The sequence below is a fragment of the Mesotoga sp. Brook.08.105.5.1 genome (assembly GCF_002752635.1).
Classification (GTDB): Bacteria; Thermotogota; Thermotogae; order Petrotogales; family Kosmotogaceae; genus Mesotoga.
In genome coordinates, this window is the sequence record NZ_AYTW01000034.1 from 1 (window position 1) to 14,639 (window position 14,639).

Consider the following 14,639-nt stretch of genomic DNA (forward strand, 5'->3'; position numbering starts at 1 on the left):
TGAATCGTCAATTGTCAACTGAGGAAGGTAACGAAGAATAAGGGAGTCTTTCCTACGGATACTTCTCTTTTAAAGATGGCTTATCTAGCAATAATAAATATAACAAAGAAATGGACAGTAAGAACCCTTGAATGGTCAAAGATCCTTACTCAACTTGTGATAAAGTATGAAAGATTAGCTAAGTACATAAGCTGATTCTTAAACCCATTACAAAAAAGGGGTTTACACAAAAAAAGAGACAGAACCGATCTTGATTTTCTTACCTCTAGCCTCATTCCCCTTACCTCTGATCCGCCTCGTCGTCGTCGATTGCCCAAGAACGAAGAACAGATACTCGCTCTGGAACGAAGAACTGATTATCCGCGGCGAACGGTGAGCCGTTCAACTGCGAACCAGACTAACCTTGTTCTTTCGTACCCGCAACCACGGAATCCCTCCAACCACGTCTCTGAAAAAAACGAGTCTGTTAATGATTCTGCGTTCAGACATCAGCACATTTATTTCATTCGCCTCTCCTGTGTTGAACCCTCCGCACTGATCATGATCCCAATGGAGATCACAGTAATTAGAACTCACTGTAAGAGAGTTATAATCAAGTTATCCAGTATCTTCTGAGAATAACGACTCGGGTGTTGAGGTGGAATCATGGCGGATAGGAGCAAGAAGCAATCTCGAGCAGTAACTAAGAAAAAGAAGGTTCTTGACAAAATCAGCGGTCATGATGCTCTTCTTATACTGAAAGCCTTGGCCAACGAAGATCGGAGCATTGCAAAACGTATTGAACAAATCGCATTGGAATACCTGCGCGATATAGATGTCGAGAACGTTGCTTCTCAAGTTTACTATGCGTTGGAAGGAATTGAAGTTGAGGATCTCTGGGAACAATCAGGCAGCATGAGGTATGGGTATGTGGAACCGTCAGATAGAGCGTGGGAAATGTTTGAAGAGGCTCTAGAACCATTCATAAATGAACTGAACAGATATTTCGACCTTTCACTGGACAACGAGGCGAAGAAATACTGCATGGGCATTCTGAAAGGAATAAACCAGTTCGACAAAGAATCGACATCTCAGTTCAAAGACTGGGCCGAGGATGCTCCAGATGAGCTTTTCGAAAGGATCTTGGATGACTGGAAGAAAGCCTGCAATAATCCTGAGTATATACAGGAAATGGAAGACTTCATCGAACGGGGTCTGGGAAAGTGACGGTTTGGGCGAAGACGAACAGAAGCTGGCATTATTGAAGAAAGGCGGACACATATCTTTATCTTTACAACAAGTGAATAATCGACTTTTCACCCTTTTTCATTCGTAGCCCAACCACTGTTATATGAGTGAGGATAGACCACTCTGCAGTTAATGACCTCTATAACGAACAGATAGTGCCAGAAATGTACAGTATAAAGAACACTATTCTATACTATCGCTGCAGAGATCTTCTAGGGAGGAATGCATAGCTGCATCAATTGTTCAGAATTTATATACAGCGTGCGGACCTCTTTCTCTGCAATGGGTTCTCTCCAGCTGTTCGAAGTTACTTTCAGATCGTGAGAGCAGCCTTATGTCTGAGATTTTGTCCGATTTGAAAACTAGGCAATAGAGTTATGAAAGCAGTGAGAGGCATAGTGATAATTCAGAATGATGGAAAATGAATCGAAGCGCAGTCACTTCCGTTTTCGTATTCTGGTGACCGCTGCTTCATCTTCGAAATTGATCTCTTATTAATGATTCCTGCCACTGACACATTTCGCGAGTCGACGTCAACTCTCATTTCCGATAAACTGCCGATAAAGGAGCCGCTGTACATGAAAAGACTCGCTCATCGCTTGATATAACACGCTGGCCGCTGTGAAGAGCCGTCCTTAGTTGGTCCCGGATCATGAACCAGTCCATGGATATCATGGAGAGCGCTTGAGAGGACAGAAGGCATCTTTCCAAATGAATCTGTCTGAAAACCCAGCAGATCGTTGAGTTCAGTTGAAGCCCTTTGCGTTTGCGAAAACCTGTCAGAAATAGTGCAGATTATCTGCTTGGGAGGAAATCCTCAATAAGAAGCCATTTCCAGAGAGGAATCAGCTCAATGGTCTTGTCGTGAATCTTCAGCGTGTCTTCAATGTCGCTGTTTAGAAGTATCCTGCGGGATCTCTCGCCCTCGAATTCGAGTAATCCCCGAAGTTCACGTTCTCTCAAATCGAGATCATCCAGATTTGACATTGTGACATTGATGACCAGATCGCCAGTTCTTCCAGAGGCGACGAAATCAACTTCGGTTTTGTCAGTCTTCCAGAAAGTCACTTCATAGCCCCGCCTCAAGAGCTCTAGAAAGACAATGTTCTCTCCATCTTTTCCAAAATCTTCAGTGAGCGGCTTGACAACGGCTTTTCTCAGGCCAGTGTCGACGGAATATACTTTTCTTGGGTTGATTAGGGCTTTCTTGACGGAATTCGTATGAAGCTCTACTTCAAACAATATGTATGTTTCCGATAGGTGCGACATGTTCTCTGAAATTGTGCTGGTTGAAGTCTTTCCCGAGGTCTGTTCGAGAGCCTTCTGTATTTTTCTGTAGCTCAAGAGATTTCCGCTGCTCTTCAGAGCATAGAGCGCGATTCTCTTTGTAAGCAGAACGTCTCTGATATTCCAACGCTCTACGATGTCCCTGTATATGATGTCGTCGAAATATGCCTCGAGAATCTTTGTCCCGTTTTCTTCCGGGAAGTTCAAGAGAATCTCAGGAAAGCCTCCAGAATCCAAATAACTGAACAGCAGATTCTTGATGAGATCACTCTTGAGTTCAATTGAAAGCGAGGAGACTTCAATTCCCTTTGATCGCACAAAGTCTGCGAATGAAAAGGGCAACAGAGTCAGATCTATGTGCCTTCCTGTCAACAGCGTTCCAAACTCCTTGGAAGAAAGCTTTGAAGATGAGCCGGTAACAATGAATTTGACCTCTCCGGACTCCCTGTAAGTCTCTATCCATTGCTCCCAGCCTCGTATATGCTGGATTTCATCGACAAACATGTAGGTTTTTCCAACGGGATTGACTCTCTGCCTGTAAAGCCTGTAGAGTTTTTCAAGAAGGACAGGTGTTTTCTCTTCCATTGAAAGAGAAACATCTTCAAGGTTCAAGAACAGAAAGGAGAGTTTATCAACAGATTCCAGGAGCTTTCTGTACACAATCTTAAGAAGAGATGATTTGCCGGATCTTCGAGGCCCTTTTACGATCTGCACGAAATTGCTGTCAAGAAATTCTTCAATCTCACCGACCTCTCTTCTGTAAACAAGGTCCGGAAGGGATCGATCTTCCCAGTAATTCCATCTTGCAAGGACGGAAAACATCTGTTGATCTGTCATATTAACCACCTGTCAATTAATGACCTTTATAACAAACACATTTTAGCATAAGTGACCAGTATATAGAACAGTATTTCAATTCATTTCTGTGGAAAGATTATTATAAGGAATTTAAGGCCCCTTCGAAATCCCAGATCCCGAAACAAGTTCGGGATGACAGAGTAAGCAGTTACGAAGGGTCGGTACGGGAATTATATAGTGAGAGTCTCACAGGAATGATGCATAGAGGAATTTCCAAAAAGCCATTGTTAGTTGACGCAGTGAGAGCTGCGGGAAAGCCGCTAATGAATGACGATGTTTGATGATTTTCGGAAATTCCGGCAAACTCCGGGGTTTCCACACAACATTCTGCCAGATAGAATTACTTGTTTGTTGTAAAACTCCATATTGGACCAATCACCGGCAGCGAGCCTTCATTCTTAAGCGTGCAGCGGCTCTTCAGAAGTTAGTCTGCTGCGCAGGCCAGTCAGGCTTCGCCTGGCCAGTCTTTGCTTCGCAAAGGCCAGTTTCGCTTCGCAGGGAAGCTCTTGATGGTTCAACGTGTTCTTTCCTACCACGAACCCGCTACCCCCAACCCCGGCCTTTTGCTTTTTCTTACAACTTGCATCTTGGAACTTGCAACTGAGCTTTTACAAGCGATCAGCGGGTCCTCGTTCTTAAGCGTGAAGCGGCTCTTCCAGCGATCAGCGGGTTCACCGTTTTTAAGCGTACAGCGGCTCTTCCAGCGATCAGCGGGTCCTCGTTCTTAAGCGTGAAGCGGCTCTTCAGGGCGAGATCCCGTACAAGACCACTACGGGATGACAAAACAAAAAAGCGAAAAACGATGTGAGAGGCATTTCAAAGAGCACACTCCCCACCGCAAGCGGTCCCCCCCGCTCAAGCGGGGATTTAGGATCAAGACATGCAGAGTGGTTCATCTTTCCGACACTGCGCGTCCAGGTTCTTAGCAAAGAAAGAGAGAAGATCATTGTTCTGGTGCTTTGCACCTAAGTTCTTCGTTCCGACACTTCGTGTCCAAGTTCCTGGTACGAACCGGATCTTGGGTAATGGGTCACGGGTCTCGTAAGAGCATTGAGAGCCGTCCAGCGTCCAAGAGCATAAACCCGTCCTTGGATAAGATCGAAGATCATAATGCCATTCGTGGTTTTTTGCCTTAACCAAGAACGAAGAACAGATACTCGCTCTGGAACGAACAACGGGTTCTCCTCGAAGAACCGTTCAACGGTAAACCAGGTTCTCTTGCTCTTTCCTACCACGAACCGCTACCCCCAACCCCGGTCTTCCCCCTTTTTCTTACAACTTGCATCTTGGAACTTGCAACTGAGCTTTTACAAGCGATCAGCGGGTTCTTGTTCTTAAGCGTGCAGCGGAACTTCTGGTGTACAGCAGCTCTTCAGGGCGAGATCCCGTACAAGACCACTACGGGATGACAAAACAAAAAGCGAAAAACGATGTGAGAGGCATTTCAAAGAGCACACTCCCCACCGCAAGCGGTCCCCCCCGCTCAAGCGGGGATTTAGGATCAAGACATGCAGAGTGGTTCATCTTTCCGATACTGCGCGTCCAGGTTCTTAGCAAAGAGAGAAGTCCATTGTTCTGGTGCTTTGCACCTAAGTTCTTCGTTCCGACACTTCGTGTCCAAGTTCCTGGTACGAACCGGATCTCGGGTAATAAGTCTCGGGTCTCGTAAGGGCATTGAGAGCCGTCCGGCGTCCAAGGAGCATAAACCCGTCCTTGGATAAGATCGAAGATCATAATGCCATTCGTGGTTTTTTGCCTTAACCAAGAACGAAGAACAGATACTCGCTCTGGAACGAACAACGGGTTCTCCTCGAAGAACCGTTCAACGGTAAACCAGGTTCTCTTGCTCTTTCCTACCACGAACCCGCTACCCCCAACCCCCCGGCCTTTTGCTTTTTCTTACAACTTGCATCTTGGAACTTGCAACTGATGCTTTTCTCGGCAAACGGTGAACCGTTCAACGGTCAACCAGGTTCTCTTGCTCTTTCCTACACACACGAACCCGCTACCCCCAACCACGGTGGTTGAAAAGCCCTGATCCCGAATTATATTCGGGGCTGGGGTATCGAAAAGCTGCATCTCATCGTTCTCACTTTGATAGCTGATAAATCAGGACCCCGAAAAGCATTAGGAACAGGCCTGTAATTTTCGCTGGAGTCAGGTGAAGAGGTGTTTCACCGAACAAACCCAAGACATTTATTACCAATGCGAAAATTATCTGTGTGATAACAATTATCACAATTCCTCTGCTGGCGCCAAGAGCTGATACGCCTTGTGCAATGCTAAAGATAATTAGAACGCCTATGAACCCCGAAGTTGCATAGATTGGATTCAGTCCTTTGATCGATTCGATGCTAAGCTCGCCTCTTCCGAAAAGCAGTAGAAGAAATGAAGCAAGGAGAAAACCAGTACCATGTATGAAGAAATTAGAGCCAAAAAAGCCGACTTTTTCGCTAAGTCTCGCACTAAACACGCTCTGCATGGCGATAACTATGCCTGCAGTCACGGAAAATAGAATACCCTTAATCATTTTTCATTCACCCGTACAGATCCGAGGCAAGATTCTTGAGTTTGTCGAAGTCGACGATCTTTATCTGTGATCTACTGACTCTCAATATTCCCTCTCGACCCAGTTCGTTCAAAACCCTGTTTACATGGCGGTAGCTAGCCCCCAGAAGCTCGGCGATCTCAGCTTGACTTTCAGTTTCCAGTTCATCCAGCATTCTTTCATTCCTTTCATCTGAGGTCATTAGCAGGAGATAAGTTGCGATTCTCGTCTTTAGCGGGGCCGATGAAGTCAATGTCTTCACGACGGCATTATGATAAAGCTTGAAAGACAGTTCGCGAATGATCAATCTCAGGACGGCAGGATTGCTCATCAGATTCTCTCTTACCCTGGAAAGCCTCAGAGCCAGAAGTTCAGATTCCGAGACTGCCGAAACCGAAGACCTGACAGCGAAGTCATTGGCTATTTCCAGGTCGCCGAGCAAAGAAAGAGGGACGCAGAATCTAAGCAATACCCTGTTGCCATTTCTCAAGAGGATCGAAACCTTGACCTTTCCTTTCACAAGAAAGTAGAGGTACTCTGGCCGCTCATCTATGGTGAAAATGTCTTCGCCTCTCTCGAATCTGTGCAGCTCAAACTGATCTATAACAGCTTTGTCTAGAAGCGCTGCCAGATCGAATCTCGACAAGTATTCCGTGGTTTGTTTTCTGTCTCCAATTACCTTCATGAACAACCCTCCTGCATAAGAGTATATTACCAGCGCAAGTTTAAGATATAGGACAGATGTCTATTAAGACTCGCCTGCGGGTTCACTGTCGACAGTTCTCCGTCGCGGAGGAGGAAAACCCATTGTTCGTTCCGGAGCGAGGATCTATTCTTTGTTCTTGGGCAATCGACGACGCTTCGCTCTTCCGACCTCTTGCCTCTGACCTCAGGCTCTTCCCAACCCAAGGACGGGTTCATGATCTGGGACGGACAACGAATTACGGCTCTTCCCAGCGTCCAGCGGGTCTTCGTTTTTAAGCGCACAGCGGCTCTTAGGGCGAGATCCTGAACAGGAGCACTTCAGGATGACAAAGAAAGGGATTGATATCAGAGTAACTCGGGATGACGGCTTCAGGTTATTTGGAAAACATCACATCCCGTCATTCTGGAAAAGCGCTTACATTCTACGATAGCGTTAACAGCGATTGAGCAAGAATCATTCGAACTGGTCTGACTCCAATAAGAAGAGGTTCTGTTCAGTTTGATTTCAGGGTAATTGCCGGTTGAATAATTTCGTGACAGACTCACTTTTTTACATTCAGTTGACTTTAGTATTTGAATGCGAGAACGCAATTCCACAGAGGAGTCTGTTCCAAGATGTTACTCCAAGGATCGTGCAGGGATTTTGTGGTTCAAGTTTCTCCAATGATGGATTATTGGAAAGACAATTCAATTTCATGAAAGAGTGCAATCTGCTTGTGACATCTAGTCACTTCTTGAGAAGAATGATTCTAACTATTGTACAGCTTGAATAGAGCCAGGAGATGGTATTATGATTTAAGACCTTTCCTTCCGGTATTCGATGTCTGGCTTTGTCTGTATTTTCTCTCAGGAGTTTAGAGTCTCAGATATGAGCGGGATATCCCAGATGGTGATTATCTGCAGAGGAGTCTCGCTTCTTTTTCCGTTTTCAGTTACAAGTATCGCCTCAAGCCTTTTTCCCAGGGCACTGAACTCGCTGAATGAAGCTGCGATTTCGAAGAGAGTCGCTTTTCTGCTAACAAATTCGACTGCCTCGTCTTCTTCCGCATAGTCCATCACGGCTCGAATCGGCATATCTTTTATGCACGCCCTCTCTTCTTCGCCAACAAAGGCCATCCACCTGGCGATCGCATTCGTAGTGAGAATTCCTCTGAATTGCCTTCCCTCATAGACGGGAATCTGAGAGAATGACTTCTCCCCTATGATCTTCAGGGCTTTGTCAACCGTATCGTTGAGGTCGATTGTAACGACTTTTCCTGATTTGAATATTGTAGATACCCTGGGTGGAGCGTTCAACATTTCGGCAACGTGTTCAATATTTTCTACGACTTCCTTATGCGGTTCTGCAATAGGTTTGCCATCACTTGTTAGCGTGTGGACAATTGCATTTCGGAGTTCGGCGTACTCGAGTAGTATGTCGAGGTAGTTGCGCAGAGTTTTGTCGCTCTTTGATGCATCTCTCAAGGATCTTGCGAAGCCGTCGATTCGGTAATCTTCGTTTATCTTCCTCAGATAACCCTCTATCGATCTGAAGGCCTGCATAAACCTCTCTGAATTGTCCATATCGACCTCCTGAATGGAACTTCGCTTACAATCGCAGAGAACCAGTAATGGTAGCAGAACAGGACAAGAATTGGAGAGACGACTCTCTGCTTAAATAGAGTATATCAAAACAGGGGGGCATTGGAAGAACTGCAGATCTACAATCGTAGTTGACAAAGGAATATCATTGGTGACTGCAGATTTTTCAGAACTCGCAGATCTGTTTTCCGAGCAGTGTCATAAGGTCCATCCACTTATCCCAATTCACGCACAACTTCGTGAAACGAATGCAATTATCGTATTTCAAAGAGGAGCCGGGGGATGACAACCCTTCAGCAGAAAACAGAACCTAACTGCGATGTTATTGCCGTGCGAGTCACATAGAAAGAACAGTATACCGGTTTACTATTTCTGTATCCTGAGTGAAAAACCTAAGCGTTGCTCTCATCAGGCGAGGTATTGGAAATCTAATTCAATGTGGAAGTGCTCAATCAACCATTATTTTGGTGTGTCATCAAACTATCGAGAACTTTCTTGAGTTTCTTGTACGCCTTCCCTTTCAGGGGATAAGGGAGTGTGAGCAACCAGTCGTTTATGAGCGCAATTGCCATTGTGTAAGCTCTTCCTTCCTGAATCAGCTCAGAAATTTCTTCGTCTTTAAGAAGGTTGCTCTCTAGGATCATATCTGCTCTCTTATCAATATAGGGTTTTGCGGATTCCGAAAGCAACTCGCGGATTTGTCTTTTGACTATCTCCCTCTCTTTTTCCCTCATAAATCACCATCTCCTTTCCTGTCTTCATTAGGAGAATAATCCTTTATCCTCATCATCTTCCACGAAAGTCAATGCAAAACAGTGCCTGATGAGAAGAAACTTCCGTAATTTCAATGTGAAATCGCAAGAGCACTTCCCAAGTAACCAGCTCATTTGAGTCTCAAGAATCGTGAGAATTGAACACCTGCATGCAACTTTCGAAAAGTCATGATGGTTTGAGAAATCAGAATTACATCATTCAAATCCATTCTTCTCGATTAACGACTTGATCTTTTCTCTGTCAAATTTCATCTTCTCTTCCCTCCATTCTTCTATTCCATTCTAGAGGGTTTACACAATCTTTTTTACATACTCCAGAGGAGAACTCTCGTCTTCTCAGAAGCGCAGCGAACGTCTCGAAATCGCTCCTTCACGTGGTCTTGTGCTTAATCCACTGCGGTTCTTATAACGTGCGAGTACGCTCTTGTTTCATTTATCAATACTGGAAGCCAAGGGTCCACATCGGAATGCAGTTTAGATGAGGAATATCTGTATCGTCTCTTATTACGAAGTCTGCCTTCTTTTGTTTTTTCCGCCCACTTCAACGACTGTTTTGTTTATCAGGAAGTCCCCGTTTTGCTCGTCCGGACAGGCAAAAACTCTGCTACCCGCATCTTCGAAGGCCTCGGCCACATAAGCTTCTCTTCTTGTGCCTGTATTTTTTGCGCCTATGTAGTAGAAAGCGGGATCGCCGAAGAATATCTTCTCGCCTTTGGAGAAGGTTCGATTGTCATTCTCTTTGAATATTATCCTTATTATCCCTGTTGCGTCCATTATCGAGAGAAGTTCATAGAGTTTTCTCTTTCCTATTCCCCACTCTCTACACATTCTCTCGATGTTAAGGGTAGGGACTTTTGATATCGCTAGGAATCCCAGAACGGCACTCATCAATCTGAAGTGAATATCTGAGATTTGAGCCACAAAGAACGGGACATCACCGTGGATAGTTTTTTCGATGATGTGTTCAATCTGTTCTTTATAATCCCACTCTAAATAAGACGGTCTGAATCCGCGGTCAAGATACTCCTCGAAAGCCGCCAGAACGTTAATACTGCCCATTATCTCTTTGGCCACAGAAGAGTCGAGAGCGAACGGATTGAGTAGCGGCAAAAGCACACCGTCTCTCAGATATATGTACTCTCTCAAAGACATTAGGGGGATGTGGACTCTGGAGAATCTTCTGGAGAGATCCGCAATGCCCTGTCTCAGTATCAGGCTGCTACTATCGCTTGCTATTATTAGCTTTGTCGGATAGGCGTCGTAGATGGCCTTCAGATGAATGCTCCAGTCCCTTGCATAGTGAGTTTCATCGACGATATTGCCTCGTAGCCCCTGACAAATGCTGTACTCGTTATACTCCAGAGGTCAGTTGTGGCGACCAGAGGATTGTCGGCGGAGAGGTAGAGTATTCTTCTGCTCTGAATCTGTTCAAAAGGAATGTGGTCTTTCCAACACCACGAGACCCAAAGACCAGTACTGCCCTGTTCTTCATATCCATCTTTTCAAAGTAAGGCCTTAACCTGGAGGGCAGACTCATCTCCTTTCTCTATTGTATCTCTTCAAGCGATTGAATTAACTCATCTGTGTTCAAAATGCTCCCTCCTATTTCGTATCACTATGAAACGATACTAGCACATATGCGTTCTCATACAAAACGATTTCGCTCAAGATGGATACGGACTCAGTTTAGGTTGGAAAGCGCGGTGTTTGTTGATTAGTGATAGGTGCAGAGCGTGAAGAGCCGTCCATCTAAAGAGCAGAAGAGCGATTCTTCGTTCCAGAGCTAGGAGCTTTATTCTTGGTTCAAAAGAGCGTGAGAAAAGTTCATTGCCCTCCGCCGATAAGAGCCCTGGGATGACGGCGAATCTCACGAACACGCTATTTATTGCTCGGTCTAACTCACGGAAGGTGAGACACCTATCAGTTTGTTCTGTAAGATTGCGGCCAGGTTAATTTTCTAAACAAGAAACACTTGAAATCAATTATCGAATTGATCATTAGTTTTATTCGAATTGTTGTTTATTATTATGGCATGCGATTGCACTACGATAATTAGCGAGGTGATTCATTTGACATACAAGGTTAAATATGGGTTTTCTCTTGCTGAAGCCATTATGGTTTTGGCGATATCCTCGATATCGCTAATTGCGATCATGCTTCTATACTCTTTATCAATCAGAGAAACGGAAAAGGTAAGAATAAAAACTGAAGAGCTTGGAGTTATATCCAGGATAGATCTTGTTCTTCAGAAAGAGCTTATGAAGGCGGGACCAGAATCGACTTATGTCAGGCCAGTAAAGCAATCCGGGAACGTGGTTGGAATAAGATATAAGGTTGATATTCCGCTGAATCACCATGATGTTACGAAACAGGTCTATTTTAAGAACGGGGCTGTCTTTGTCTGGGAAAAGGATTTCTCAGTATCAGACTTTCCCGAGTCCGAAATAAATACTCTTGAGCTTAATGGAAGCAGGATAGCTTTTTCCACACAGCAATATCCGGGTTTGGAAATCAGTTTCAACTTAGGAAGCAATGAAATCGACTATCAGATCCTTTATGGAAGAACAAATCACTACGCTAGCGTTAACTTGCTGGCGATTAAGTAGGGGCTCTTATGAAGAGAATCGGTATGATACTTCCAACAGTTTTGCTGCTCCTTCTATTCGTGTCCATCTCATCGACATCTTTGATCAGCTTTGTGAATGCCAAGACGAGAGACATATCTCTTGCTCAACGAAAACTTGAGAATCAGCTGGATGCAGGTAATACGTTCTTCGCACTCCTGGGTTATTTTCAGAAGAAGTACAGCGATTCTGCTGCGCTTAACATTGCTGCCATAAACACTTTTTCTGCCACCGATACTGCTCCGGAATGGTATAACTCAACGATACAGAAGATGTCAGACGGCACGCTTGAAGATACGTACTGGTTACAGACCTTTGATCAATTTCAACACTCATTCTATCTTCCCACATCCACGATGACACTTGCTCTCCAAGAGCTCACTCCCGGTGGCGATATAGAAGTGGTCGTCAGACCACATAAGGTTTTCCCGAATATGCTTCTTGCAACAATTAGGGTCACAAGGTCCGGTTTTGCTGAGAGTATCTTCTGGGGATTCATTAGTCCGAGATACTTCAGTAACTGGGCGGTTTTTCTTCTCAATGGTATATCAAACGCTTATTATGGACCTGGCGAGTTTGTGGACGGACCATCTTACTACGGTGGAAGTGGTATAGGAGTTGCGATAAACGTACCCCCGAAAACTGAAGCCGAGAAAGAACATCCGGCCAGTCAGGGGATAGGGGCAACGTTCGTGGGAAATATGATGAACCGTAAGCCAAGGATCCACCAACTTGGTTATAACGGGTCTCCTGAGAAAAAGACTTTGTGGATAGATGAAAACAACGATGGAGTCAAAGATCGCGAACTGCTAAGCGCCCAGCAGTACGTTGCCTGGACTGAGTACGGATCAAAGTACTATGTGTATTTTGGAGCCAGTAGTAGTAAGCCAGCAAAGATTATTATAGCGAATCAGCTTCAGGTGGATGGCAACGATCTGGTCTTGAGCGAGATTTTAACAAGCGAAACCGGAGAAACGCTTGAACCGGGAACCGACGCACTAAAAGCTGAGGCTTTTACTAAATACTTTCCCTGGTACTTTCGGTCTGGACTCACGTATGTGACTGACGATATCAAAAGCTCTATGGAAAGCAAGTTTGGAGAGATGAAATCATACTATCAGGGGTTTATAGATAACAATAGGGTCGTATCCTCTCAGTCTGTTCTAGATTCATATTTCAACTCTTCTTCCATTGGCAACAATAGTCTTGGGGTCTTTTTTGGAGGAGCTGTACCGACTTCGATCACTTATGAGGGCAAGTTCTTCGATAGTTATTATTACATCGAAGACGTCTCAACGGGCAATAATAAGATAACCGTTAATGCTATAAATAAGCTCGACTATGGTTCAGTTGAGGTTTTGACAGATGTTCTTTCCGGGCAGCAAATCTTTGCCAGATACAATCTAAGCGGCTTCGACACGAGCGAGAAATACTCTGTTCACGAGTACTGGTATATCGAAGAGTATGAGGTTTGGGAGAAGAACAACAACGGCTGGAGCAGGAAAAGCCGGAATAATTCGAGAGATGTTGCTCAAGTGGTTATAACAAAGAGCTCGGAATTCGATAGTCTGCCTCCATGGAATGCGAAGAGCTTTTTTGTCACAAAGACCGGACAGGGTGCAGGAAGTGTTAATCTGCTTGATCAGGATCTTGGAACGATAGATATGCAGCATGCAGGCGTTTTTATATGCGAAAATGACATAAAGGTTGGCGGAGGAGGCCTTCCTCAGGGCACAGGTCACGGCAGTAAATTGTCTTTGGTTGATGGCAGATACTCCTTCATTTCCATGGCTGGTAATATAAAGATTATCGGGGACATAGTATATAACGATATTTACAGCGATATTCAGCAATACCTTAACAAAGAACTAATCGGAACAAATGTCGATTTGAACCGCCTAGTTTCTGAGAACAATGCAAATGACATGCTGAACCTTGTGGCTATTGATAAAGACATCTATATGCCTTACGAGGAAAACAAGAATCATAAGAACATCAAGATTATGTCCAATATCTTTGCATTTGGAAACAATGGCTCCGGGTCCTTCCGTATCGAGAAATATGAGGACTTCAATGACATGGGCTACAGGCATGTGTTCGGGACAATAGTAGCCAAGTCGGCAAGTCCAACTTATACATATGGCAATAATAATAAAATAAAAGGTTTTCAGGAATTCAACGTATATGATGATCGTTTGTACTCAAATGAGGATTTGCCTGTCGCAACACCCGAATCAAGTCTACTTATGGCTTTTGGATTTGGAGCGAGGTGATGGTTTTGAGTAAGGGTTTTTCGATTGTAGAAATGCTCATTGCTCTTGTAGTTAGCGTCTTTGTTCTGCTTATTATGGTCACCTCATTCTCTTATGCGGTGAAATTCACAAGTCAGACATACACATTGGTGAAAGACACAAATGTTGCGGTCTCGGCTGCAGTTAACCTGTGGCAAAAAGAGAGTACAGCCGACTTTTCGAAGACCAGCGACGTCTTCCAGAGAATAGCAAGCATAGATTCACAAATTGCCATAGATTTCAGTGAAACACTAAACGTTCATGAAGTGACATCCATTCACGGGAGTTCGAGACAGAGGTTCTATGTGAGTCCCAAGGATAACTGGTCCTGGAAATGATGATTCTTTCGCGCTACCTTTGGGCAACCCAGAACCATAGCAAGTCCTTGCTGTAGGCTTTTGACAGGTGTTATTCTTCTTATTGAACAGTTCTGCTCTATTGTTCAAACGGTTGTCATTCGTCACTTCACTGACTCTGTACTTCTCAAAAGCATGAATCTGGTACGATCTTGCATAACACTTGTCGGGTAATTTTTTTTATTTTTCTTTATTGGAGGAATCGTATGCGAAGGAGAGATTTCAACAACCTAATTTCCCGGACAAATTATACCTATGAGTTTGGTTGAATCTTCAGACTCTGGAGTATTTCGCGTTGTGGTTTGGTAATCTCAGTAAGGATATGACCGTACTTGCCTGAATATCGTACCTGAGTTAATGTTTCCATCTCGAGAAGGAGTTCTCGGCCG

Annotated in this window: 11 protein-coding genes and 1 pseudogene; 5 read left to right on the forward strand and 7 right to left on the reverse strand. The window is 44.4% G+C overall.

Translation table 11 applies throughout. The annotated features are described in order from the left end of the window. Positions 1-6: 6 nt before the first annotated feature. Both V512_RS15140 and V512_RS10670 read left to right on the forward strand, forming a co-directional pair. Positions 7-195 (forward strand): annotated as a pseudogene (locus V512_RS15140) (IS256 family transposase); the annotation flags it as partial. A 450-nt stretch (positions 196-645) separates the two neighbouring features. After that, the gene (locus V512_RS10670) at positions 646-1,206 is read left to right on the forward strand and encodes a hypothetical protein (RefSeq protein ID WP_099830448.1); all 561 of its coding nucleotides are present in this window, start codon (positions 646-648) and stop codon (positions 1,204-1,206) included. 816 nt (positions 1,207-2,022) lie between these two features. Here V512_RS10670 and V512_RS10675 read toward each other — a convergent pair. The 7 genes from V512_RS10675 to V512_RS10725 form a co-directional block, all read right to left on the reverse strand. Beyond that, on the reverse strand, positions 2,023-3,351 hold the full coding sequence (locus V512_RS10675) for an ATP-binding protein (protein WP_099830449.1): 1,329 nt from the start codon (positions 3,349-3,351) through the stop codon (positions 2,023-2,025). Positions 3,352-5,461: 2,110 nt separating this feature from the next. Further along, positions 5,462-5,902 carry a DMT family transporter gene (locus V512_RS10695; RefSeq protein ID WP_099830453.1) on the reverse strand — a complete coding sequence of 147 codons (441 nt, stop codon included), beginning with the start codon at positions 5,900-5,902 and terminating at the stop codon, positions 5,462-5,464. Positions 5,903-5,909: 7 nt separating this feature from the next. Beyond that, the gene (locus tag V512_RS10700; RefSeq protein WP_099830454.1) at positions 5,910-6,605 is read right to left on the reverse strand and encodes a cyclic nucleotide-binding domain-containing protein; all 696 of its coding nucleotides are present in this window, start codon (positions 6,603-6,605) and stop codon (positions 5,910-5,912) included. A gap of 866 nt (positions 6,606-7,471) precedes the next feature. Beyond that, a complete protein-coding gene (locus tag V512_RS10710; protein ID WP_099830456.1) occupies positions 7,472-8,188 on the reverse strand; it encodes a CBS domain-containing protein in 717 nt (238 codons plus the stop codon). A gap of 470 nt (positions 8,189-8,658) precedes the next feature. Continuing rightward, entirely contained in the window at positions 8,659-8,940 is a 282-nt protein-coding gene (locus V512_RS10715) for a hypothetical protein (protein ID WP_099830457.1), read from the reverse strand. A gap of 543 nt (positions 8,941-9,483) precedes the next feature. Then, positions 9,484-10,131 (reverse strand): ATP-binding protein, encoded by a 648-nt coding sequence (locus V512_RS10720; RefSeq protein WP_099830458.1) that lies wholly within the window; start codon positions 10,129-10,131, stop codon positions 9,484-9,486. Between the two features lie 199 nt (positions 10,132-10,330). Next, positions 10,331-10,516 (reverse strand): hypothetical protein, encoded by a 186-nt coding sequence (locus tag V512_RS10725; protein WP_099830459.1) that lies wholly within the window; start codon positions 10,514-10,516, stop codon positions 10,331-10,333. A gap of 532 nt (positions 10,517-11,048) precedes the next feature. On the opposite strand from V512_RS10725, the gene V512_RS10730 reads away from it, so the two are divergent. The 3 genes from V512_RS10730 to V512_RS10740 are packed head-to-tail and all read left to right on the forward strand — an operon-like array spanning position 11,049 to position 14,232. Next, complete coding sequence (locus tag V512_RS10730; protein WP_099830460.1) at positions 11,049-11,585, forward strand: hypothetical protein; 537 nt, start codon at positions 11,049-11,051, stop codon at positions 11,583-11,585. An 8-nt stretch (positions 11,586-11,593) separates the two neighbouring features. Then, the gene (locus V512_RS10735) at positions 11,594-13,876 is read left to right on the forward strand and encodes a hypothetical protein (protein ID WP_099830461.1); all 2,283 of its coding nucleotides are present in this window, start codon (positions 11,594-11,596) and stop codon (positions 13,874-13,876) included. 5 nt (positions 13,877-13,881) lie between these two features. Beyond that, positions 13,882-14,232: a hypothetical protein gene (locus tag V512_RS10740; protein ID WP_133117343.1), complete on the forward strand. Its 351-nt coding sequence runs from the start codon at positions 13,882-13,884 to the stop codon at positions 14,230-14,232. The last annotated feature ends 407 nt before the right edge of the window (positions 14,233-14,639 follow it).